This window comes from Clostridium pascui, from assembly GCF_016908015.1.
Lineage (GTDB): Bacteria > Bacillota > Clostridia > Clostridiales > Clostridiaceae > Clostridium_AK > Clostridium_AK pascui.
Window position 1 is genome coordinate 251,526 of sequence record NZ_JAFBDB010000001.1, and the last position, 24,554, is coordinate 276,079.

Sequence of the window (24,554 nt, forward strand, 5' to 3'; positions counted from 1 at the left end):
AGTTTATTATGGAATACACAAAATATGTTAAGGACGCTATTGATATTTTAAAAACTAAGGGAGGTTTTTTAACAGTAAAAAGTGGTGAGAAGGTAAATACTATGACTATAGGTTGGGGAGATATAGGATATATGTGGAAAAAACCGGTATTTATGGTTATGGTCAGAAAATCTAGATATACTTATGATATTATAGAAGAAGCAGAAGATTTTACTGTAAGTATTCCTGTAAACTGTGAATTAAAAAAGGAACTTGCACTATGTGGGACAAAGTCAGGAAGAGATATAGATAAGTTTAAAGAGTGTAATTTATCTATGGGAAAATCAAATAAGGTAAATTCTCCTATTATAGGTGAATGTGATTTGCAGTTTGAGTGCAAAATAATATATAAGCAACATATGGATGAAAAGTTTTTATCTCCAGAAATAAATAAATCTTGTTATGAAAATGGTGATTATCATACTATGTATTATGGAGAAATAGTTGATTGTTACTTAAAGTAACCCATAATACTCATTTTTAAAACAAGATATCAATAAAAAGTAAAGGAGTTTTAAAAATGGGTTTAGGTAAAAAACTAGAAAGCTTAAATAAGATAGCATTAAGTAAGGCTAAGGAAACTGTGCAATGTTTGTATCTAGAAGGGAAAGTCAAAAGAATAGATAAAAATATAGATGGCGCTAAAAATAAAGATAAGCATAAATTGGAGTGTAATAAGAGGAAAACCCTTCAAAATATAAACTCAATTAAATTCAATGAGAGCATACAAAGAAGAGAAGAAGCAAAGAGATTAAAAGAAGAAGCAAAAATATCCATAAATGAGAGACGCAATGAGAATAAGGATTTAGGTGCAATTTCTAAGCTGCAAAAGCAGTTTAAAGATTTGCCAATAGTTACTGTTGTAGATGATTTAGTAGAAGGTGCATCGGGCATTGAAAAGATAACAAGAATGGTTAATGAAAATCCAAGAGATCCATATAGCTGGCTTATTTTAGCGGAAACATTAAGGTATTATAAAAAGGCATTTATATTTTTAAATGCAATAAAAATCCCTGTAGATCCTATTGGATCCCTAATTGATATAGGAGTTGAAATAGGTGGAGGCTATATAGAAGAAAACTTGGATAAGGATAAATGGAGCTACAGGCGGGCGCTGCTCAAATGTATTAATTTAGGAATGAAAAGTGATATAAAAGATGAGAAGACTCTTATATGCATAGGAAGAAGTGCTGAACTTTTAGCTAAGGAAGCTAAAGAGCCCTTGGAGAGAGATAATCTCATTATATTAAGCCAAAGACATTTTAAAGAGGCATTAAAAGTAGTATCTGATGATACAAAAGATGAGCTTATGTATTATTTAGGAATTTTAGATGAAAAGAAGGTAAAAAGGTTTAAATATGCCTATAGAAAAAACTTATTAAAAGCTGCAACCTTTGGAACAATGAATATGGTCACAAAACAAAGTGAGAAATTCATTAAGACAGGTGAAAAAATTTTAGATAGATCGTTAAATATTTTAATTAAAGAATAGGCTTTTAAAAGCCTATTCAAAATTTTGTTGAGGTGGTTTTCATTGATGATAAATAAGCCCCTGGCGGATAAAATGAGACCTGAGGATATTTCCCAGGTAGTAGGACAGAAACATATATTAGGCGATGGGAAAATATTAAATAGAATAATAAAGTCTGGGAAGCTTACCAATATGATATTTTACGGACCTCCTGGAGTAGGAAAGACGACCGTTGCGAATATAATAGCTAGGATTACAAATAAGACATTTTATAAGTTAAATGCTACCAATGCTTCTTTAAGTGATATAAAGGATATTATAAAGGATTTAAATAGTTTAATGAGCATAAATGGTGTAGTTTTATATTTAGATGAAATTCAAAATTTCAATAAAAAACAGCAGCAATCTCTTTTAGAGTTTATGGAAAATGGTTCTATAACCTTGATTGCAAGTACTACTGAAAATCCATACCACTATATTTATAAGGCTATTTTAAGCAGGTCTACTATTTTTGAATTTAAACCTCTCTTGAAGGCAGATATAAAAGAGGGTATTACTAATGCTCTGTTTAAGCTTCAGGGAGAGTTTGATAATAGTATAGTTTTAGAACAAGATGCATTAGATTATATAAGTGAGGTAAGCGGGGGAGACTTAAGAAAGGCATTAAATGCACTAGAACTCTGTGTATATTCCACTAATAAAAATTTACAAGAGAAAATACATATTGACTTAAATATAGCTGTAGAATGTGCTCAAAAGAAGATATTAAATTATGATAAGTTTGGGGACAGCCACTATGATATATTAAGTGCCTTTCAAAAATCCATAAGAGGTAGTGACCCTGAGGCTGCTATTCATTATTTGGGAAGGCTTGTGGAGGCGGGGGACTTAGCATCAATAACTAGGAGGCTTTTAGTAATTGCCGCAGAGGATATAGGGCTTGCGTATCCCAATGCCATAGCTATAGTAAAAGCTTGTACCGATGCTGCTTTTCAATTGGGGTTTCCAGAGGCTAGAATACCACTGGCCGAAGCTGTATTGCTTTTAGCCACCTCACCTAAATCCAATTCTGCTGTTATGGCTATAGATAAAGCATTAAGTGATATAAAAATCAGAGATGTAGGGGATATACCAGAGAATTTAAAAGATGCACACTACAGTGGGGCAGAAGCTTTGGGAAGAGGAAAAGAATATAAGTATCCTCATAACTATAAAAATCACTATGTAAAACAACAATACTTACCGAATAACATAAAAGAGGCTGTGTATTATACTCCAGGAACAAACAAAATGGAGGAAAGGATAGCTCAATATATGAGATATTTAAGGGAGGAATAAAAATGAAAATAGCTGTATTAGAACCACTAGGTATTTCAAAGGAGGAAGCTTTAAAAATTGGTGAAGTACTTATAAATGAAGGGCATGAAATTGTATATTACGAAGACAGAAACGAAGATATAGAAGTATTAAAGGAAAGGGCAAAGGATGCAGAAGTTTTGGTAATTGCTAACATGCCTTTAAAAGCTGAGGTTATAAATTCAAATGATAAGCTTAAAATGATTTCAGTAGCCTTCACAGGAGTAGATCATGTGGATTTAAATGCCTGTAGAGAGAAAAATATAACTGTATGCAATGCAGCAGGATATAGTACTACTTCAGTAGCAGAGCTAACATTTGGGCTTATAATATCACTTTTAAGAAACATAGTGCCTCTAGATAAAATTACTAGAGAAGGAGGCACAAAACAGGGATTTGCTCAAAATGATCTTGAAGGAAAAACTCTTGGAGTAATTGGTACTGGAGCAATTGGGAGAAGAGTAATAGAAATAGGAAAAGCCTTTGGATGTAACATATTAGCCTATAATAGAACTAAAAAAGAAGAAGTAGAAAAGCTGGGAGTAAAATATGTTTCAATAGAAGAATTAATGGCTAAAAGTGATATAGTATCTATTCATATACCTTTAAATAATGAAACTCATGGACTTATAAATAAAGATAAAATTGCACTAATGAAAGAAGATGCTATTCTTATAAATACTGCAAGAGGTCCTATTGTGGACAATGAAGCTTTAGCAGAAGCTTTAAAGACAGAAAAAATTAAAGGAGCAGGCATAGATGTATTTGATATAGAACCACCACTTGATACAAACTATGCTCTTTTAGGTACTACAAATTCTGTAGTAGTGCCACATATAGGTTTTGCAACAAAAGAAGCAATGGTAAGAAGAGCTCATATTACATTTGATAATATTACTAAGTGGCTTCAGGGAAATCCTCAAAACTTAATAAAATAATTAATGGAGGCTATCTTACATAAAAGATAGCCTATGTTGTAATTAATGGGGGAGATTAAATGTCAGGAGAAGATTTCTATACTTTTAGAGGATATATGGAAAAGGATTGGGGCTATATCACAGCTTCGATGGAAGATTATATAGAGATGATATATAGGTTATCTTTATGTCAAGGATTCACTCGAGTAAATGAATTATCAAAGGCGTTAAATGTACAGCCGCCTTCCGCTACAAAAATGCTTCATAAACTTTCTGAACTTAATCTTGTGATTTATGAAAAATATGGAGTTGTAATTCTAACTGAAGAAGGAAAACAAATGGGGGGGCTGCTTCTAACAAGGCATAACATAATAGAAAGCTTTTTAAAATTAATTTCTCCAAAGGGGGATGTGCTGGAGCAGACAGAAAAAATAGAACATTCACTTACCCCAGAAACTATAAAAAACTTAAATTATTTTTTAGATTTCTTAAATAAAAATCCCGATATTGCAAATAAATATAATAAGTATTTAATGGATAAGGATATGTAAAAATTTAAGTGATACATATCCTTAAATTTTTTAATAAAATTAATATAAAATATTGTTGACAAGATTACTCGGGTTTGATATTATGATTTTGAAAGTTTAGTAAATCACTCAACATTACATATAATATTAAAGAGGTGATTTAATGAAGTTATCGACTAAAGGGCAATATGGTGTCAAAGCTATGGTAGATTTAGCTATAAACTATAGTAAAGAGCCTATATCAATAAAAAGTATTTCAGAGAGACAAAATATATCAGAATATTATTTAGAGCAGCTTTTTTCTTCTTTAAGAAAGGCGGATTTAATTAAAAGTATAAGAGGTGCTCAAGGCGGATATATTTTAAGCAGAGAACCAAAAGACATAACCGTGTCTGAAATAATGAATGTATTAGAAGGACCTTTAAAATTATCTGAGTGTTTACAGGACGGGGAATGTTCTAATATAAAAGTATGTTCTACAAGACTTTTGTGGGCAAGAATAAAGGAAAGTATAGATCAAGTTACTAAAACTACGACATTACAAGATATGGTAGACGATTATAATAATTTAATGGCAAATAAGAAAGGGGAAAACATCAATGGATAAAAAATATGTATACATGGATTATGCAGCTACTACATTTACAAAACCAGAGGTTTTAGAAGAAATGATACCTTATTTTACTGAAAACTTTGCAAACCCTTCTTCTAAATTTTACTCTATATCTGCACAGCCAAGAATGGCTATAGATAAGGCAAGAGAAAGAGTAGCTAAAGCTATTAATGCAGAAAAAGATGAGATATATTTCACAGCTGGTGGTTCCGAAGCAGACAACTGGGCACTAAAAGGAGTTGCTTTTGCGAATAAGAATAAAGGAAACCATATAATAACTACAGCTATAGAGCATCATGCTATAACACACACTTGTGAGTTTTTAAAGAAGCACGGCTTTGAAGTAACATACCTTCCTGTAAATGAAGAAGGATTAATTAGCATAGAAGATTTAAAAAATGCTATTAAAGATACTACAATACTTGTATCAGTAATGTTTGCTAATAATGAAGTTGGATCTATTCAGCCTATTAAAGAAATAGGTGAAGTTTGCAGAGAAAGAAATGTGTATTTCCATACAGATGCAGTTCAGGCTGTGGCACACGTTGGGGTAGATGTAAAGGATATGAATATAGATATGCTTTCCATGGCAGGACATAAGTTCTATGGCCCAAAAGGAATAGGAGCATTATATATCAAAAAAGGAGTTAAGATAGAAAACTTAATCCACGGCGGAGGACAGGAAAAAGGAAGAAGAGCAAGTACAGAAAATGTACCTGGAATCGTTGGTATAGGAAAAGCTATAGAGCTTGCTGTTTCTGAGCTAGAAGAAGAAAGCAAGAGAGTATCTTATTTAAGAGATAAGCTTATAAATGGTCTTACAGAAAGAATACCTCATGTTAAATTAAATGGGCCAAGAGGAGATAAGAGATTACCTGGTAACGTAAATATGTGTTTTGTAGGAGTAGAAGGAGAAACACTACTTTTAGATTTAGATTTTGAAGGAATATGTGCTTCAACTGGAAGTGCATGTGCATCTGGTTCTCTAGATCCATCACATGTTCTACTTGCTATGGGACTTACTCATGGTATAGCACATGGTTCATTAAGACTTAGTTTAGGTGCTAATACCACAGAAGAAGAAGTAGAATACGTATTAGATATACTACCACAAATAATAAAGAGAAGACGTGAAATGTCACCTTATTGGGAAGAATACTTAAATAGCTTAAAGGAAGGGGAAAAATAATATGTATAGCGAAAAAGTTATGGATCATTTTAGAAACCCAAGAAACGTAGGAGAAATTGCTGATGCCAATGGTGTGGGAGAAGTTGGAAATCCAAAGTGTGGAGATATAATGAAAATATACCTAAAGGTTGAAGATAATATAATAAAGGATGTTACATTTAAGACTTTTGGATGTGGATCTGCTATAGCTTCCTCTAGTATGGCAACAGAGCTTATAAAAGGAAAAACCATAGAAGAAGCATGGGAATTAACTAATAAGGCAGTAGCAGAAGCTTTAGACGGACTTCCACCAGTAAAAATGCACTGCTCAGTACTTGCAGAAGAAGCTATCCACAAAGCTATAAATGATTATAGAAGAAATGCAGGCTTAGAGACTTGGTATATGGAAGAACATTCCGACCATATTCATGAAGAAGTTCATGGTGAATAATTAAACTGAGGAAATTTTCCCAGGAAATAAAAGGAGATTGGATAATATAATTATCCAATCTCCTTTTATTTATAAATGAATCATATTTTTTACATAATAGGAAAGAATATATTTATACTTAATCTTTGGAGTGATATGAAGTGTATAGAAAAAAAGATTTCTTGTTTATGAATGTAAGCAATGTAAAAGGCAAGTCCATGGGATTTGTTAAGGATTTAGCTGTAGATTTTAACATAGGAGGAGTAATTGGATTTTTAATATCTTCTTATTCGCTATTTCAGTCAGCTCTTTATGTATTTAAAGAAGATATAATTTCCTTTGATAAACACATGATTGCAAGCTCTTATCATAAAGGAAAATGCTTAAACTTTGAAGATATAAAAGGAATGAATGTAATAGATATTAAGGGAAATATGATAGGCATGGTAGAAGATATAATATTTAATGAAGATACATTTGTGATACAAGGAATAATAGTTTCTACAGGTTATGCTACCAATTTTCTTTATGGCAAGAAGATATTATTATTAAAAGATTTGCTACTTGGTGATAGTCACATACTGTATCATGGGAAAAGCTATAATATTAATTTTATAAATTTACCAAGCAAGCTGTTTAGAGAAGAGGATGGTTATGCTAGAAGTAGTAAAAAAATATAAAAAGGTATTCTTAGTAGCTTTTATATTTATTTTGGCCTTTACATTGCTTTTAAAAGTAAAATTTATAAGGGATATGTTTAATCTTATATTTGTGTCTTTTATATTATTTTATGTTTTTAAACCATTTAGAGATATGCTTATGAATAAGGGCCTTGGTAGAAAAGTTTCATCATTAATAATAATGTTTATAGTAGTTACCGTCTTTGCATCAATTTTTATTTTTATAATCCCATCCATCATTAAGGAAAGCTTAAATTTATACGATTCATTAAAAAACTTGGGAAATTACACAAATAGAATTTATGAAAATATTAAGATAAATAGAGGAATTGCATATAGTATTACTCAAAATATTTATATAAGAGGAAGTAAGGCCTTTGAAGTATTTCTAAATAGTTGGATAAATAAGGCACTTACGTTTGGGGAAAATTTACTATCTATTGCTATTATACCAATAATAGCCTATTATTTTTTATCAGATAGTTTAAAGCTTAAAAATAGATTTCTTGCTCTTTTTCCCATTCAAAGTAGAAATATTATAGATAAGATATTAGAGGATACTGATAGAATATTAAGCAGATATGTAATAACCCAATTTTTATTGTGTTTTATAATTGGAGTATGTACCTTTATAGTGTTAATAACTTTTAAAGTTCAATTTTCACTGACTCTATCGCTTTTAAATGCTTTTTTTAATATAATACCTTATTTCGGACCAATATTTGGTGCAATTCCTGCAATAGTTATGGCACTACTTAAATCACCTCAAGCAGCTCTTTGGGTAGCCTTTTGGCTTTATCTTATTCAACAAGTGGAAGGAGATTTTATATCTCCAAAGTTTATAGGTGATAATATTAGTATGCATCCTTTAGCTGTAATACTAATTCTCGTTATAGGAGGCAAGGTAGGAGGCTTTTTTGGAATGGTGCTAGCAGTTCCTGTAGGTGTAGTAGCTAAAGTTATATATGAGGATTTGAATTATTATATGTTCTAGTATAATGGTTATTAAAAGTAGAGTCTCCTAAATGGAACTCTATTTTTTTACATGAATATTAAAAAAAACATTGAATAATCATATATACTTAACTATAATTATAAAGGATTAATTCGATTTGCCAATTTACAATAAAAAAATGTAAATGTATAAATATTCGCAAGTGAATATTTAAATATAACTTAAGGGGGACTTTTTATGAAAAAAATTGTTAAAATTCTTATTCCTTTATTTTTCATTGTAACTGTATTTGCAGGCTGTGGTAAAAAAGAGGAAAATTTAAGTACCATGGAAAAAGTTAAACAGACAAAAAAACTAGTGGTGGGAATCGAAGAAGGCTATCCCCCTATGGAGTTTAGAGATGAAAATAAAAATCTAGTAGGATTTGATGTGGATTTTGCTAATGAAGTAGGAAAAAGATTGGGAGTAACTACTGAATTTTTTGTAGTTGATTTCAGCGGACTTATAATGGCTCTTAACGCTAAGAAATTTGATGTGGCAATAGCAAGTATAAGCATAACAGATAAGAGAAAAGAATCCATAGACTTTTCAAATCCTTACATAATGGGTGGACAAATATTAGCAGTTAAAAAGGGAAATACAAGTATTAAAGGTGTGGACGATTTAGAAGGAAAGGTAATTGGATGTCAGCTTGGAACAACAGGGGAAAACGTAGCAGCAACCATTAAAGGAGTAAAAGAGTTAAAGAAGTATGATAAGATAACTGAGGCCTTTTATGAGCTATCTAGTGGAAGAGTAGATGCTGTAGTTATGGATGCTCAAGTTGGTGGATATTATACTACTAAAAAACCAGGAGAATATGAAGTGTTAAAAGGAATAATAAGTGAAGAGCCTATGGGAATTGGCTATAGAAAAGAAGATAAAGAATTAAGAGAGGCAATAGACAAGATAGTAGAAGATATGAAGAAAGATGGTACATTATCAAAGCTTTCAATAAAATGGTTTGGCTTTGACAGCTATAAATAAAAAGTGCCACCCACATGGCAAGTGGCAAGTTTAAATATAAAGTAAAAACCCTGGAAACAAATGGATTTGTTTCCAGGGTTTTTGAATTAAAATAGGAAATGTGCAAATAAAGTTATAATTGGAAGAGTTACTAAGGTTCTTTCTATGAAAATTATAAATAACTCTTTAAAGTTAACAGGTATTTTGGAACCTATTAAAAGTCCACCAACTTCAGACATATATATAAGTTGAGTTACAGATACTGCAGCTATTACAAAACGAGTAAGTTCACTTTTTATACTTCCTGCAGCTATAACAGAAGGAAGAAACATATCTGCAAATCCAACTACTAGAGTAGAAGCAGCAGCAGAAGCCTCTGGAAGCCTTAGTAGCTTAAGTAGTGGAATAAAAGGCATTCCCAGTATCTGAAATACAGGGGTATATTCAGCAACTATTAAAGCTAGTGTACCTAGAGCCATAACTATTGGAGTAACTCCAAGCCACATATCAAAAACATTCTTTAATCCATCTATAAAAAATTTCTTTATATCATCATTTTGTTCGGCTCTTTCTACAGCCTGAGAAAGTCCCCAACTAAAAGAGGAATATCCCTCGGGAATAAGTTCACTTGAGGCTTTCTTCTTATTATTGTAGTAAGAGTCGGGTTTTCTAGAAAGAGGAGGAATTCTAGGAACAACGAATGCAGCTATCAAACCAGATAATGTTACTATAAGGTAAAATGGAACGAACATATGTCCTAAACCAACTTGAGCAATAACTACTAAAGAAAAGGTTATAGATACTGCTGAAAAAGAAGTACCTATTATAGCCGCTTCCCTAGAGGAATAATATCCGTCCTCATACTGTTTACTTGTTAAAAGAACACCTATAGTTCCGTCCCCTAGCCAAGATGCTATACAATCTACTGATGAACGTCCAGGTAAATTAAAAACAGGTCTCATAATTTTAGTTAATAGGGAACCGAAAAACTCAAGTAATCCAAAGTCTAATATTAAGGGTAATAGCAAACCTGCAAATAAAAATACTGCAAATAAAATAGGAAGAAGATCATATAACAAAAGTGATCCGGTGTTATCAGAATATATAGCTTCGCTTCCTATTTTAAAGAAAGTAGCTAATACAATAACCATCCCAATAACTCTTATTGCAAACCAAACGGGAGTTACATCAAAAAGATTCTTTAAATATACGTTGTTTATTATAAATTTTGGCTTAAATATTTTTGTTACCATAGTAATAAAAGATGAAACGGTTATCAAGATAGTCATTATTAACGGTAAAAATCCATCTAATAAGGTTTGTACATTTTTAGAAAAAAATGCAACGGGTACTGTAATTTCTCCACCTAGTGTGATGGGTGTCATAAATAATAACATACCTATTACTGATGGTATCAAAAATTTCAGGAAATTTTTAAGAGAATATTTATTTGTTCCTCTATCTTTAGTTATTTCTGTCATAGTTGCCTCCTTAATTTAAGTTTATTTAATAATTTATATTTTATTTTAAATTTACACAGCGATATTTATACTAATATAAAACATATGATTTTACAATACTTTTAACGTAAATTTTTATGATATAAACCTGTGAATTTATCCCACATAGCGACTAAAATGTTGACATTTAATATTTTTTAATTTATAATTTTTATCAAAATGAATATTTTGGCTATGAAAAAAATGAGTAAGTACTATTTTGCTATTAAGAGAGGAAGTGGCTGGTGAAAACTTCTTAGTATAAGTATTGAAGCTGTTTTGGAGCCTTTATTATATTGAGAGATATAAGTTATATGACTTATATAATTAGGGTGGTACCACGGAAGCTTTCGTCCCTTGTAAGAGACTAGAGCTTTTTTTTATTTACCTTGATTTTAGTATATTATTTAAAACATTCAAAGAAAGGAATGAAGTTTATATGAATAAAATGGGATTAAACGAAATAAGAGAAGCATATTTAAGTTTCTTTGAGGGAAAGGAGCATTTAAGATTACCAAGTTTTCCATTAGTACCTCAAAATGATAAGAGTTTACTTTTGATAAACGCAGGTATGGCACCATTAAAGCCTTACTTTACAGGAGTTCAAATTCCACCAAAGAATAGGGTTACAACTTGTCAGAAGTGTATAAGGACAGGAGATATTGAAAACGTAGGTAAGACAGCAAGGCATGGTACATTCTTCGAAATGCTTGGAAACTTTTCTTTTGGAGATTATTTTAAAGGAGAAGTTATTCCATGGGCATGGGAGTTTATAACAAAAGCTTTAAATATTCCAAAGGATAAATTATATGTAACTATATATTTAGAAGACGATGAAGCTTTTGATATATGGACTAAAACTACTGATGTGGATCCAAGCAGAATATTTAGATTAGGAAAAGACGATAACTTCTGGGAAATAGGTCAAGGACCTTGTGGACCTTGCTCCGAAATACATTTTGATAGAGGAGAAGGAAAACTAAATACTGTAGAAGAATTTTTACAGGCAGCGGAAGAAGATAGAGTAATAGAGTTTTGGAACTTAGTATTTACTCAATTTGATAAAGATGAAGAGGGAAATTATAATAGACTTGCTAGTCCGAATATAGATACAGGTATGGGACTTGAAAGAATGGCTACTATAATGCAGGGAGTTAACAGCATATTTGAAGTAGATACAATAAGAGCTATTTTAGATAAAGTTAGTGAAGCTGCAAGTATAGCTTATGGAAAAGATAGAGTACAGGATATATCTTTAAGGTTAATTACTGATCACATAAGAAGTGTTACGTTTATGATATCAGATGGAATTTTGCCATCTAATGAAGGAAGAGGATATGTTTTAAGAAGACTTTTAAGAAGAGCTGCAAGACATGGAAGACTTCTTGGAATTAAAGAAACATTCCTTTATAAAATATGTGATGTAGTAATAGAAAATTCTTATAAGGCTTATCCAGAATTAAATGATAAAGAAGAATACATAAAAAAAGTTATTAAGCTTGAAGAAGAAAGATTTTCCGAAACTATAGACTCAGGTATAGATATATTAAATGAATATATAGATGAGTTAGGTAAAAATGGAGAAAAGGTTCTTTCAGGCGATAAGGCTTTCAAGTTATATGATACTTATGGCTTCCCTCTAGAACTTACAGCAGAAATATTAGAAGAAAAAGAAATAGCTATAGACATAGATGGATTTAATAAGGAAATGAAGGAACAAAGAGAAAGAGCAAGAAAAGCTAGAGGAGAAAGTAACTACATGGGAGCAGAAGATACTATATTAAATAAGCTTCCAAAGGAATTGAATACTGAGTTTACTGGCTACAGCTCCTTAAAGGAAGAAGCAGAAGTTTTACTTCTTATAAAAGATGAAGAAATGGTAAGCTCCCTTAAAGAAGGAGATGAAGGAGTACTTGTTGTAAATAAAACTTCTTTTTATCCTGAAATGGGAGGTCAAATTGGAGATATAGGTGTCATTGAAGGTGAAGGATTTACAGGAGAAGTTTTAAATTGCAAAAAAAATGTTGGCGGAAAGATATTACACTTTATAAAAATTACAAAAGGGGAAATACTAAAAGAAGGTAGAGTTACCTTAATAGTAAATGAGCCAAGAAGAAATAGTATAAGAAAAAATCATACGGCTACACATATTTTGCATGCTTCTTTAAGAAAAATATTAGGAGAACACATACAGCAAGCTGGTTCCTATGTGGATAGTGAAAGATTGAGATTTGACTTTAATCATTTCCAAGGGTTAACTGAAGAAGAAATTAAAGAAGTAGAAACTTTAGTGAATGAAAATGTAATGAATGTTAGCGGCGTAAGCACTGAAGTTATGTCTATAGAAGAAGCTAAAAAAAGTGGTGCTACAGCATTATTTGACGATAAGTATGCAGAAGATGTAAGAGTTGTAAATGTAGGCGACTTCAGCAAGGAACTTTGTGGAGGAACCCATGTAACTAATTCTGGAGAAATAGGATTATTTAAAATTATATCTGAAAGTGGTGTGGCTGCAGGTATAAGAAGAATCGAAGCTTTCACTGGATTAAATGCTATAAAGTATGTTGAAGAAAAAGAGAGAACATTAAAAGAAGCAGCAGCATTACTTAAAACTTCTGAAAGAGAAATCTTAAGCAAGATAAGTTCTCAGTTAAATGAAATGAAAATTAAGGATAAAGAAATAGCAGAATTAAAGTCAAAGCTTGCTAGTGGATCAGAGGACGAAATACTAAATAGCATAAAAGAAGTAAATGGAATAAAGGTAGTTACAGGTGCGTTAAGTGGAGTTGATGCTAATGCATTAAGGGACTTAGCTGATAAGTTACGCAGCAAGATTGAATCAGGTGTAGTAGTTCTTGGAAGTAATGCAGATGAAAAAGTGCAGTTTGTAGCTATGGCAACTAAAGATGTGATAGCTAAAGGAATACATTGCGGAAAGATAATAAAAGAAGTAGCATCAGTTGCCGGCGGTGGCGGTGGTGGAAGACCAGACATGGCTCAAGCTGGTGGTAAATTACCTGAAAAACTAGAAGAAGCTATAGGTTTAGTAGAAACTATAGTGGCAAATTTATCAAAATAGTATACATTTTAATTATTATGTTTTATAATGAATATACGAGTATATAAAATATAAACTTTTTACTTAAGTGGGGTGAAGGAAAATGGGGAATGATAACACCATTCAATTTGATGTGATCAAGGACAAAGAAGATTTAACCAAGGAAATTTTGACACAGGTGTATGGTGCCCTTAAAGAAAAAGGTTATAACCCTGTAAATCAAATGGTAGGATATTTAATATCAGGTGACCCTACCTATATAACTAACTATAATGGTGCAAGGGCTCTAGTTAGAAAACTTGAAAGGGATGAAATCTTAGAAGAAGTTTTAAAAACCTATTTAGGTATAAAATAAAAATGCCCTTAGGGCATTTTTATTTTTAAAAAGAAGCAAATCAAAAGGAGAAATTTATGAGAATACTTGGACTAGATGTAGGAGATAGAACTATAGGGGTGGCCTTAAGTGATCCATTAGGATTTACCGCACAAGGAATTACAACTATACGTAGAAAAACTGAAGAAATAGATATTCAAGAATTGAAAAAGATTTGTGAAGAATATGGAGTAGAAAAGATAGTATCAGGACTTCCCAAAAACATGAATGGAACGCTAGGACCACAAAGTGAAAAGGTAGTAGCTTTTTGTGATAAATTAAAAGAAATTTTAAATTTAGAAATAATAATGTGGGATGAAAGATTAACTACTGTAGCAGCTCATAGAGTTATGTTAGAAGCAGATTTATCAAGAAGTAAAAGAAAAAAATTAGTAGATAAAATTGCTGCAACCTACATACTACAAGGATATTTAGATAGTATTTCAAAATAAAATAAAAATAAATCGAAAGAGGTGTATATTATGGAAAATGATATAACAAATATTGTTCTTACAGATGAAAATGGCGAAGAAATAGAATTCGAGGTTATTACAAAATTAGATATTGAAGATAAAGAATATGTAATTGTAGTGCCAAAAGATGAAGACACAGATGAAGCTGTAGCGCTTAGAATAGATAAAGATGAAGATGGAAACGATCTACTTGTTACAGTAGATGATGAAGACGAATTTGCTATTGTAGTAGAAGCTTATGAAACATTATTTGATGATGAAGATTTGAATTAATATTTAAGGAAGAGCTGAATTAATACTTAAGGAAAAGCTATGTTCCAATACATAGCTTTTAAAATTATAATAAAGTATAGAAAATTAAGGCAAACACTAAAATATATGGGTTAATAAAGTGAGGTAATTTCATGGCAAAGGTTCCTTATGAAGATGTGGAAAATTTAAAAAATGTTTTAAAAGAAAAAGGATATAAGCTTACTCCACAGAGAAGAGCTATTGTAGAAATTATAATAAAGAATGAGGGTAGTCATTTAACTACTGAAGAAATATATAATTTAGTTAAAGATGAATGTCCTGAAATAGGACTCGCAACTGTATATAGAACAGTCATGCTTTTAGAAGAAATGGGTTTACTTTCAAAATTGGATTTAAATGATGGATGCAGCAGATATGAATTGATACATGAAGATGAAAATCATCAACATCATCATTTGATATGTAGAAATTGTGGTAAGGTCATAGAAGTGCAAGGAGACCTTTTGGAAGAATTAGAAGAGAATATAGAAAAAAAATATAATTTTAAGATAGAGGATCATAGTGTGAAATTTTATGGATTATGTAATGAATGCTCAAGAAAATAAAAAAACAATAGAAGATAAAAAACTAGTAGACAATAACAAAACACAAAGGAGGGATAAAATGCGCAGAGAAAAAGAAAAGATAAAGATAATTCCGCTGGGTGGAATAAATGAAATTGGGAAAAACTTAACTGCTATAGAATATAAAAATGATATAATGGTTATAGATTGCGGTCTTAAGTTTCCAGATGAAGAAATGCTGGGAATAGATGTGGTTATACCTGATGTATCATATTTAATTAAAAACAAAGAGAGAGTTAGAGGAATATTTTTAACTCATGGCCATGAAGATCACATAGGCGCTCTTCCATATGTGTTAAGAGAGCTAAATGTACCTGTTTATGGAACAAAACTTACACTTGGAATAGTGGAAACGAAACTTAAAGAACACAACCTTTTAGGCTCTGTAGAGCTTAAGAGAATTAGTGCTAAAGATATAATAAGACTTACTAATATATCTGTAGAGTTTATAAGAACAAGTCATAGCATTGCAGACTCAGTAGCTATTGCAGTACATACTCCTATTGGTGTTGTTCTTCATACAGGAGATTTTAAAATAGATTTTACTCCGATTGATGGATGTGTAGCGGATTTAAATAGATTTGCAGAGCTTGGAAGAAAAGGCGTGCTACTTATGCTTGCTGATAGTACAAATGTTGAGAGACCAGGATATACAATGTCTGAAAGCACAGTAGGGGAAGCCTTTGAAAGTATATTTTCTACAGCAAAGGGTAGAATAATAGTTGCTACTTTTGCTTCAAATATCCATAGAGTTCAACAAATAATGAATGCGGCAGATAAATATGGTAGAAAAGTTGCTGTTTCTGGAAGAAGTATGGAAAATATAGTTGAAGTTGCTAAGGAGCTTGGATACATTAATCCTCCTAAGGATATACTTATAGATATAGATTCCATAAATAAATATCCAAGTAACAAGATGGTAATAATAACCACAGGTAGCCAAGGAGAGCCAATGGCTGCTTTATCAAGGATGGCTGCATCAGACCATAGAAAAGTAAATATAGTACCAGGAGACATGGTTATAATATCTGCTTCACCTATTCCAGGGAATGAAAAATTAATATCAAGAGTTATTAATCAGTTATTTAAAAAAGGGGCAGAGGTAATATATGAGGCTTTAGCGGACATTCATGTATCTGGTCATGCTTGCCAAGAAGAACTTAAATTAATGCATACTCTGGTAAAACCAAGATATTTCATGCCTGTTCATGGCGAATATAGACATTTGAAACAACATTCAGAGCTAGCTCAAAAATTAGGTTTGTCAGCCAGTAGTGTGGTTATCCCAGAAAATGGTGATGTAATAGAAGTGAGCAGGGATGGCATAAGAAAAAATGGCATGGTAACTTCGGGTCAAGTATTTGTAGATGGTCTGGGAGTAGGAGATGTAGGTAATATTGTACTTAGAGATAGAAAACACTTATCTCAAGATGGAATACTTACAGTTGTAGTAACTATAGAAAAGGAATCTGGAAGTGTAATTGCAGGCCCAGATATCATTTCAAGAGGATTTGTATATGTACGAGAGTCAGAAGATTTAATGGAGCAAGCAAGAAATGTGGTTAAAGAAGCATTAAGACAATGTGAAGAAAAACATATTAAAGAATGGGCTGCCATTAAGTCTAGCATAAAAGATTCTCTTAGAGGATTCTTATATGAAAGAACTAAGAGAAAGCCTATGATACTTCCTATAATTATGGAAATCTAAATTATTCAATTATTGAATGAAGAGTCAAATCAAAGTTTAAATGTCGAAATAGCAGAAATACTTTACATAAGTTGACTTTTTATTACTATACTATTAAAATAGATATGTTGGAGATATTGGATACTTAAGTGTATCCAATTTTTTTGAAAAAAAAATTTAAGAAGATATATTGGGGGAAAATATATGAAAATATTTACTAGAAATGATATAAGAAATATAGCAATAATTGCTCACGTTGACCATGGTAAAACTACTTTGGTAGATGCAATGCTTAAGCAGAGCCATGTTTTCAGAGAAAATGAAAAGGTTCAAGAAAGAGTAATGGATTCAAATGACCTTGAAAAAGAAAGAGGTATAACTATCTTATCAAAGAATACTTCAGTAAATTACAATGGTACTAAGATAAATATAGTTGATACTCCAGGACATGCGGATTTCGGTGGAGAAGTTGAGCGTGTACTTAAAATGGTAGATAGCGTTCTTTTAGTTGTTGACTCTTATGAAGGAGCTATGCCTCAAACAAAGTTTGTACTTAAAAAGGCCCTAGAACTAAATCTTCAGCCTCTAGTTGTTATTAACAAAATAGATAAACCTAATGGTAGACCTGAAGAAGTGTTAGATGAAATTTTTGATTTATTCGTAGAGCTAGGAGCAAATGATGATCAGTTAGATTTCCCTGTAGTTTATTGTTCTGCAAGACAAGGAATAGCTAAGAAGGAAATGGAAGATGAAAGTACAAATATGGAGCCTTTATTTGATGCTATAATTAAAAATGTAAAAGCACCAGAAGGTTATATAGATGAGCCTCTTCAAATGCTTGTAACTACAATAGATTCCAGTGAATATGTTGGAAGAATAGGTATAGGAAAAATAGAAAGAGGAGCTATAAAGAAAAATCAAACAGTAGCACTTATAAGAAAAGATGGAAAAGTTGAAAATGTTAGAGTAAGCAGTCTTTATGTTTATAGTGGACTTAAGAGAGAAGAAACAGATGAAGCTATGCTTGGAGATATAGTTGCTATTGCAGGTATTGCTGACATAAATATAGGGGAAACTGTTGCGGATGTAACTAGACCTGAAGCAATTCCATTCGTAGAAATAGATGAACCAACTCTTAGCATGTACTTTATGGTTAATGATTCTCCTTTTGCAGGTCAAGATGGAGAGTTTGTAACTTCTAGACATTTAAGAGATAGACTTATGAAAGAAATCGAAACTAATGTAAGTTTAAGAGTGGAAGAAACAGATACTGCAGAGTCATTTAAAGTAAGTGGAAGAGGAGAACTTCACTTATCTATACTTATAGAAACAATGAGAAGAGAAGGATATGAGTTCCAGGTTTCTAAGCCAACAGTAATATTTAAAGAAATGGATGGCAAAAAAGTGGAGCCTATAGAATACTTAACTATTGACGTACCTGAAGAATTTATGGGTGTTGTTATGGAAAAGCTAGGACCTAGAAAAGCAGAAATGGTAAATATGACTTCTGCCGTAAATGGATATACAAGACTTGAGTTTAAGATACCAGCTAGAGGACTTATAGGATTTAGAAATGAATTCATGACAGATACAAAAGGTAATGGAATAATGAATCACGTTTTCGATAGCTTCGAGCCTTATAAGGGAGATATAGCTGAAAGATCAAGAGGATCACTTACAGTATTTGAAACAGGTACAGCAATAACTTATGGACTTTTCAATGCTCAAGAAAGAGGAACTTTATTTATAGGACCAGGAACAGATGTTTATGCTGGAATGATTGCAGGACAATGTTCTAGAGCTGAAGATATTGATGTAAATGTATGTAAGAAAAAACATCTATCAAACACTAGATCTTCAGGATCCGATGATGCTTTAAAACTAACTCCTATAGTACCTATGTCATTAGAGCAGTGTTTAGAATTTATAGCTTCTGATGAACTTGTTGAAGTTACTCCTAAAACTGTAAGAATGAGAAAGAAAATACTAAATTCTGAACAAAGAAAGAGAGCAGCAAGAAAAGGTTAAGTTACTCTGGAGGAATTATGAAAAAGAAGTTAACTTTTTTAATTATAACTTTATTAATTTTAATTAGTGCTTCAGCATATTTTATAATTTACTATAACAATACTGTTAACCATCCTTTTACTCAAAAGGATGGTAATATAGAAGTAACTGTAGAGAAAGGGGATAGCTTATATAAAATATTATCTGAATTATATAATGATAAGGAAATAAAAAATCAGTATATAATAAAACATTATATAAAAAGAGCTGATCTTCCTGTATCTATAAAGCAAGGCAGTTATGAATTTAACTCGGATATTTCATTAACAGATTTTGTGGAGGCCTTAAATAAGGGAACTCATAATAAAAGCCTTGTAAAATTAACTATTCCAGAAGGATTTAATATTGATCTTATAGCAAATATTATTCAGGAAAAGGGACTTTTAACCAAAGAGGAATTTATAGCTGCAGTGAAAAAGTACCCCTTGCCTGAGTTTGTAAAGAGTAATTCTAAGAAAAAATATGCTTTAGAAGGATATCTTTATCCTGATACCTACGAATTTTTAAAGGGAAGTAAAGCAGAAGATATAATAGGAACTATGATTAAAAGATTTGAAGAAGTATTTAGGGATATAAGTAAAGATAGTAAACTCACAAAAGACGATATAGATAAAATAGTAACTGTAGCATCTATGGTAGAAAAAGAAGCTGGAGTAAACGAAAAAGGTAAAGTTGCTTCTGTTTTTTACAATAGAATAGAGAAGCAAATGAAAATGCAGTCTTGCGCTACAGTACTTTATGCTTTAGGTAAACATAAAGATAAACTTTATTATAAAGACTTAGAAGTTAAATCTCCTTATAACACTTATATCAATGATGGATTGCCACCAGGACCAATAGCAAGTCCTAGCAAGGAATCAATAAATGCTGCTTTAAATCCAGATAAAACAGATTACTTGTTTTTTGTATCATATAATGATGGTACACACTTTTTTACAAAAGATTATCAAGAGTTTTTAAAAGTCAAAGAAAAGACCCAAGGCTTTTAGGTAGGAGGTTATAATGAGCACAATTGCCTATGATTATATGGAGGAGTTTATAAGAAGTCTCATAAAGGGAAATAATGAAAAGCTTGATGCTTTAGAAAAATATGCTAGAGATAATTCAGTGCCTATTATACATAAGGAAGTAGGAAGATTTTTAGAGCTTATGATAGATATAAAAAAGCCTCTAAGAATACTAGAATTAGGAACGGCTATAGGATATTCATCTATACTTATGGCAAGTGTTTCTAAGGGTGACTTCCATATAGATACTATTGAAAGAGATGCTGAAATGATAAAACAGGCTAAAGAAAATATAGAAAACTTTGGTTTTAAAGAAAATATAGATATTTTAGAAGGAGACTGCTTAGAAATTCTAGAAAAATTAGAAGAAAAATATGATTTAATTTTTATGGATGCAGGTAAGGGCCATTATAACCATTTTTTACCTCATTGTTTAAGGCTTTTAAATAAAGAAGGTATAATAGTAGCAGATAATGTGTTATTTAGAGGAATGGTAGCCTCTGACGAACTGGTAAAGAGAAGAAAAATTACAATAGTAAAACGTATGAGGGAATTTTTAAATATGGTTTCTGAAGATGATTTTATAACATCAGTTATTCCTATGGGAGATGGGGTAGCAGTTATAAAAAGGAGGTTTGAAAATGAATAAACCAGAAATACTTGCGCCAGCAGGAAGTTTGGAAAAGTTAAAAACCGCTATAACATTTGGTGCAGATGCAGTATATTTAGGTGGAAGTAAGCTTAATCTAAGAGCCTTTGCAAATAATTTTAGTGATGATGAGTTAAAAGAAGGAATAGAGTTTGCACATACAAGAGGGAAAAGAGTATATGTTACAGTAAATGTAATTCCGCATAATGAAGACTTAGATGGATTAGAAGAATATTTAGTTAATTTATACAATATAGGTGTAGATGCTATAATTGTTTCAGACCCAGGTATTATAATGACAGCAAGGGAAGTAGCGCCTAATTTAGAAATACATTTAAGTACTCAGGCAAACAATGTAAACTATAAATCAGCTACTTTTTGGTATAAACAAGGAGTAAAGAGAATAGTGCTAGCAAGGGAATTATCTCTTGAAGAAATAAAAGGAGTTAGAGAAAACATACCAGAGGATTGTGACTTAGAAGCCTTTGTACATGGCTCTATGTGCATGTCTTATTCAGGAAGATGTTTAATATCTAACTACATGACTGGTAGAGATTCTAATAGAGGTGAGTGCGCTCAGCCTTGCAGATATAAGTATTTTTTAGTAGAAGAAAAAAGACCAAATCAATATTTTCCAATAGTAGAAGATGACAAAGGTACTTATTTATTAAACTCTAAGGATTTATGTATGATAAAATACATACCAGAGCTTGTAGAGTCTGGAATAAATTCCTTTAAAATTGAAGGAAGAATGAAGAGCTCTTATTATGTAGCTTCTGTAGTAAAATCCTATAGAGAAGCTTTAGATAGTTACATGGAAAATCCTGAAAAGTACAAGTTCAAGGAAGAATGGATGGATAATCTCTTAAAGACAAGTCATAGGGATTATTATACAGGCTTCTACTTTGGTGATAAGGATAGCCAAATATACGAAAATTCATCCTATATAAGGGATTATGATATAGTAGGGATAGTAAGAGATTACGATGAAAATAGTAATACAGCAACTATAGAACAAAGAAATAAGATATTTGAAGGGGATACTGTAGAGATTTTAAGACCTACAGGAGCAAATTTTAAAATAAAGCTTCAAGACTTGACTAATAAAGATGGAGAAAAGATAGATTCTACCCCAGTAGCACAGATGATTTATAAAGCAAAGGTTAATGAAGTTCTAGAAAAAGATTATATGCTCATTAAACAAAAGTAATATTTAAATTTATATCTAAGGGGAGAAAATAATATGAAGCGTCCAGTTTTAATAGGGATTACAGGTGGTACTGGATCAGGTAAAAGTACTATTGCAAGAGAAATATGCAAAAAATTTCCTGACAATTGCATGGTTATGATACAGCAGGATTCATATTATAAAGATCAAAGTAAGCTTTCTTTTGAAGAAAGAATAAAAACCAATTATGATCATCCAGATGCTTTTGATACGTCTTTATTGGTAAAACATTTAAAATCTATTATGCTAGGAGAGAATATAGAAAAACCTATATATGATTTTGAAGCGCATAATAGAAAAAAGGAAACTGTTAAAGTTGAACCAAGAGACATAGTAATAGTAGAAGGCATACTTGTATTACAAGAACCAACTGTAAGGGAACTTTTAGATATTAAGATATACGTTGATACTGATGCAGATGTAAGAATTATAAGAAGACTTTTGAGAGATATTAAAGAAAGAGGAAGGACACTTGATTCTGTAATAAATCAATACTTAAACGTAGTAAGACCGATGCATATGCAATTTATTGAACCAAGCAAAAGATATGCTGATATAATAATACCAGAAGGCGGACAGAATAAAGTGGCTATAGATGTGATTGTAGGAAATATAAGGCAGCTTCTTCTAAATAATGAAAACTGATTTGAAAAAGATATTAAATAAAAGGTATATAAAGCTCTAAATAATAGCAGCTTTGTATACCTTTTTTGTGCTTGGTATAAAAGGCGCTGCGTTGGATATAATAGGAGTTAAAATTAATTTTTATTATAACTTGCAGGAGGTGGTAGCATGAAAAAAAGATGTATTATAATAGGTCTTTTATTTTTTATGCTCTTTTTTTTATTGGATATAAGAATATTTCATATACAATATAGTAATGGAGAAAAATATAGTGTAATGGCAGATTCTCAATATCAATTTAAGGAAAAAAGAGAGGAATTAAATTATAGATTAGTAGATGACAGTGGAAAGGACTTATTGGATTACAATTCTAAGTATAGTGTAGTTGTATTGCCATCTGTTTTTTCTAAAAATAATTTAGATACTAACTATGAAGAGTTTCTTAAATTTATATATATATTAAAAAATTATGATGAAAGTTATGATTTAAGTAATGGAAATTATAATAATAGCAGTCAAAAGCTTTATTTTAAGGTGGATAAAAATGCTTATGATAAATTAAAAAATATAAAGGGGGTAAAAGGATTTTATTTATATAAATATGATGAAGTGGAAAGAAAAGATGTATGGAAAATAGAAAATGTATTAACTAACATAAGAAATACTCAAGATAGTTCCTTAAAAGAAAAAGATAGTCTGGAAATGATTATAAATGAAAAATTTAAAGATTCCATAAATAATTCTTACATATATAATTCAGACCTAGATGGAAATATAACAGAAGAAAAAAGTACAAATGTGGATTCGTTAAATAAAACAGTTTCAACATTAAATAGTGATTTTCAAGATGATATAAGAAAACTTCTTAAAGAAAAATATAGTGATTATGAGCAAGTAGGGGTAGTAATTTCTGAACCATCAACGGGAAAAATAAGATCTTTAGTACAAAAGGATGAAACTTCACCTAATGTGCTTATAGGTGCAGAAACTTTAAATGGATTTTTTCCAGGATCAATTTTTAAAACATTAGTATACGAAGGAGCGATAATAAAGTATCCAGGTATTCAAAGTAAAATCTTTACTTGTACAGGAGTTTATGAAAAAAAGACAGATAAGCATCATGGTAAGTTAAATATAAACGAAGCCTTTGAGGTTTCCTGCAATGATATCTTTTCACAGATAGGAGTAAATGTAGGTTTCGATCAACTAAACCAGTTATGCAATGACCAGCATTTGTTTGAAAAGGTATTAGGGCTTAGTAAGGAACAAAGAGGAAATATTGAAGTTAAAACTCCTAAGGCTGAAGATGGAACTTTGGGAATTATGTCAATAGGACAAAATTTAAGAATTACACCTCTAGAAGCATTAAATTTAATAAATACTGTAGTAAATAAAGGGAAATATGTACCGCCAACTATCTTGGATGAATTTGTAAAGGACAACGAAACTATTTCATATACACCTAGCTTGAAACCCAAGCAAGTACTTACTGAGAATCAAGCAAGTATTATAGAGAATTCTTTGAAAAATGTAGTTTTAAATGGAACTGCAAAGGCTGCAAATATACAAGAGGTAGAAGTAGGTGGAAAAACCGGTACTACAGAAAGATATGAAGTTATAAAAAATGACAAAGGAGAAAGCATAACCAAAAAGTTTTCAGATGGTTGGTTTATTGGATTTTTAAAAAAAGAAAATATATCCTATACAGTAGTTATATTTGTAAAGAACATAGATAAAGATACACAAGGTGGTGGAACTACAGCAGCGCCAATTTTCAGAGATATAGCAGAGTATTTAACAAATAAAAATCAATAAAGAATAATGCAAATTAATAAAAATCGGTTTTAATC

At 31.2% G+C, this 24,554-nt stretch carries 24 protein-coding genes and 1 other annotated feature; of the genes, 23 read left to right on the forward strand and 1 reads right to left on the reverse strand.

Annotated elements, in window-relative coordinates:
- Positions 1–8: 8 nt before the first annotated feature.
- The 11 genes from JOC70_RS01370 (at position 9) to JOC70_RS01420 (ending at position 9,185) form a co-directional block, all read left to right on the forward strand.
- Positions 9–503 carry a flavin reductase family protein gene (locus JOC70_RS01370; protein WP_204597129.1) on the forward strand — a complete coding sequence of 165 codons (495 nt, stop codon included), beginning with the start codon at positions 9–11 and terminating at the stop codon, positions 501–503.
- Positions 504–559: 56 nt separating this feature from the next.
- Positions 560–1,531 (forward strand): hypothetical protein, encoded by a 972-nt coding sequence (locus JOC70_RS01375; protein ID WP_204597130.1) that lies wholly within the window; start codon positions 560–562, stop codon positions 1,529–1,531.
- Positions 1,532–1,576: 45 nt separating this feature from the next.
- Positions 1,577–2,848, forward strand: coding sequence for a replication-associated recombination protein A (locus JOC70_RS01380; RefSeq protein WP_204597795.1), 1,272 nt, complete (start codon positions 1,577–1,579; stop codon positions 2,846–2,848).
- Positions 2,849–2,850: 2 nt separating this feature from the next.
- Entirely contained in the window at positions 2,851–3,804 is a 954-nt protein-coding gene (locus JOC70_RS01385) for a 2-hydroxyacid dehydrogenase (protein WP_204597131.1), read from the forward strand.
- 59 nt (positions 3,805–3,863) lie between these two features.
- Positions 3,864–4,334 (forward strand): metal-dependent transcriptional regulator, encoded by a 471-nt coding sequence (locus JOC70_RS01390; RefSeq protein WP_204597132.1) that lies wholly within the window; start codon positions 3,864–3,866, stop codon positions 4,332–4,334.
- Positions 4,335–4,476: 142 nt separating this feature from the next.
- Positions 4,477–4,920 (forward strand): RrF2 family transcriptional regulator, encoded by a 444-nt coding sequence (locus JOC70_RS01395; RefSeq protein ID WP_204597133.1) that lies wholly within the window; start codon positions 4,477–4,479, stop codon positions 4,918–4,920.
- A complete protein-coding gene (gene nifS / locus JOC70_RS01400) occupies positions 4,913–6,115 on the forward strand; it encodes a cysteine desulfurase NifS (protein WP_204597134.1) in 1,203 nt (400 codons plus the stop codon). Before JOC70_RS01395 ends, nifS begins: the two co-directional genes overlap by 8 nt.
- Before the next feature lies 1 nt (position 6,116).
- A complete protein-coding gene (gene nifU / locus JOC70_RS01405) occupies positions 6,117–6,545 on the forward strand; it encodes a Fe-S cluster assembly scaffold protein NifU (RefSeq protein WP_204597135.1) in 429 nt (142 codons plus the stop codon).
- A 140-nt stretch (positions 6,546–6,685) separates the two neighbouring features.
- Positions 6,686–7,204, forward strand: a complete 519-nt coding sequence (locus JOC70_RS19475; protein ID WP_204597136.1) for a PRC-barrel domain-containing protein — start codon at positions 6,686–6,688, stop codon at positions 7,202–7,204.
- Entirely contained in the window at positions 7,179–8,198 is a 1,020-nt protein-coding gene (locus JOC70_RS01415; protein WP_204597137.1) for an AI-2E family transporter, read from the forward strand. The genes JOC70_RS19475 and JOC70_RS01415 overlap by 26 nt, the downstream gene beginning before the upstream one ends.
- Positions 8,199–8,396: 198 nt before the next feature.
- Positions 8,397–9,185, forward strand: a complete 789-nt coding sequence (locus tag JOC70_RS01420) for an ABC transporter substrate-binding protein (protein ID WP_204597138.1) — start codon at positions 8,397–8,399, stop codon at positions 9,183–9,185.
- A gap of 86 nt (positions 9,186–9,271) precedes the next feature.
- Here the strand turns inward: JOC70_RS01420 and JOC70_RS01425 are convergent, their stop codons facing one another.
- On the reverse strand, positions 9,272–10,645 hold the full coding sequence (locus tag JOC70_RS01425) for a YjiH family protein (protein ID WP_204597139.1): 1,374 nt from the start codon (positions 10,643–10,645) through the stop codon (positions 9,272–9,274).
- Between the two features lie 204 nt (positions 10,646–10,849).
- Positions 10,850–11,024: a binding site (T-box leader), on the forward strand.
- Between the two features lie 78 nt (positions 11,025–11,102).
- Here JOC70_RS01425 and alaS point away from each other — a divergent pair.
- The 12 genes from alaS to JOC70_RS01485 all read left to right on the forward strand — a co-directional run bounded on the left by alaS (position 11,103) and on the right by JOC70_RS01485 (position 24,519).
- Complete coding sequence (gene alaS / locus JOC70_RS01430; RefSeq protein WP_204597140.1) at positions 11,103–13,742, forward strand: alanine--tRNA ligase; 2,640 nt, start codon at positions 11,103–11,105, stop codon at positions 13,740–13,742.
- 82 nt (positions 13,743–13,824) lie between these two features.
- A complete protein-coding gene (locus tag JOC70_RS01435) occupies positions 13,825–14,076 on the forward strand; it encodes an IreB family regulatory phosphoprotein (protein ID WP_035307458.1) in 252 nt (83 codons plus the stop codon).
- A gap of 56 nt (positions 14,077–14,132) precedes the next feature.
- On the forward strand, positions 14,133–14,546 hold the full coding sequence (gene ruvX, locus JOC70_RS01440) for a Holliday junction resolvase RuvX (RefSeq protein WP_204597141.1): 414 nt from the start codon (positions 14,133–14,135) through the stop codon (positions 14,544–14,546).
- A gap of 30 nt (positions 14,547–14,576) precedes the next feature.
- Entirely contained in the window at positions 14,577–14,840 is a 264-nt protein-coding gene (locus JOC70_RS01445; RefSeq protein ID WP_035307462.1) for a DUF1292 domain-containing protein, read from the forward strand.
- 131 nt (positions 14,841–14,971) lie between these two features.
- On the forward strand, positions 14,972–15,424 hold the full coding sequence (locus tag JOC70_RS01450) for a Fur family transcriptional regulator (protein ID WP_035307464.1): 453 nt from the start codon (positions 14,972–14,974) through the stop codon (positions 15,422–15,424).
- Positions 15,425–15,482: 58 nt separating this feature from the next.
- Positions 15,483–17,150: a ribonuclease J gene (locus JOC70_RS01455; RefSeq protein ID WP_204597796.1), complete on the forward strand. Its 1,668-nt coding sequence runs from the start codon at positions 15,483–15,485 to the stop codon at positions 17,148–17,150.
- Positions 17,151–17,333: 183 nt separating this feature from the next.
- Positions 17,334–19,157: a translational GTPase TypA gene (gene typA, locus JOC70_RS01460; RefSeq protein ID WP_204597142.1), complete on the forward strand. Its 1,824-nt coding sequence runs from the start codon at positions 17,334–17,336 to the stop codon at positions 19,155–19,157.
- 17 nt (positions 19,158–19,174) lie between these two features.
- On the forward strand, positions 19,175–20,185 hold the full coding sequence (gene mltG, locus JOC70_RS01465; protein ID WP_204597143.1) for an endolytic transglycosylase MltG: 1,011 nt from the start codon (positions 19,175–19,177) through the stop codon (positions 20,183–20,185).
- 13 nt (positions 20,186–20,198) lie between these two features.
- Positions 20,199–20,852, forward strand: coding sequence for an O-methyltransferase (locus JOC70_RS01470; protein ID WP_204597144.1), 654 nt, complete (start codon positions 20,199–20,201; stop codon positions 20,850–20,852).
- Entirely contained in the window at positions 20,845–22,062 is a 1,218-nt protein-coding gene (locus JOC70_RS01475) for a peptidase U32 family protein (protein WP_204597145.1), read from the forward strand. Before JOC70_RS01470 ends, JOC70_RS01475 begins: the two co-directional genes overlap by 8 nt.
- A gap of 33 nt (positions 22,063–22,095) precedes the next feature.
- A complete protein-coding gene (gene udk, locus JOC70_RS01480; RefSeq protein WP_204597146.1) occupies positions 22,096–22,725 on the forward strand; it encodes a uridine kinase in 630 nt (209 codons plus the stop codon).
- Between the two features lie 147 nt (positions 22,726–22,872).
- On the forward strand, positions 22,873–24,519 hold the full coding sequence (locus JOC70_RS01485; protein ID WP_204597147.1) for a penicillin-binding transpeptidase domain-containing protein: 1,647 nt from the start codon (positions 22,873–22,875) through the stop codon (positions 24,517–24,519).
- Positions 24,520–24,554 lie beyond the last annotated feature (35 nt).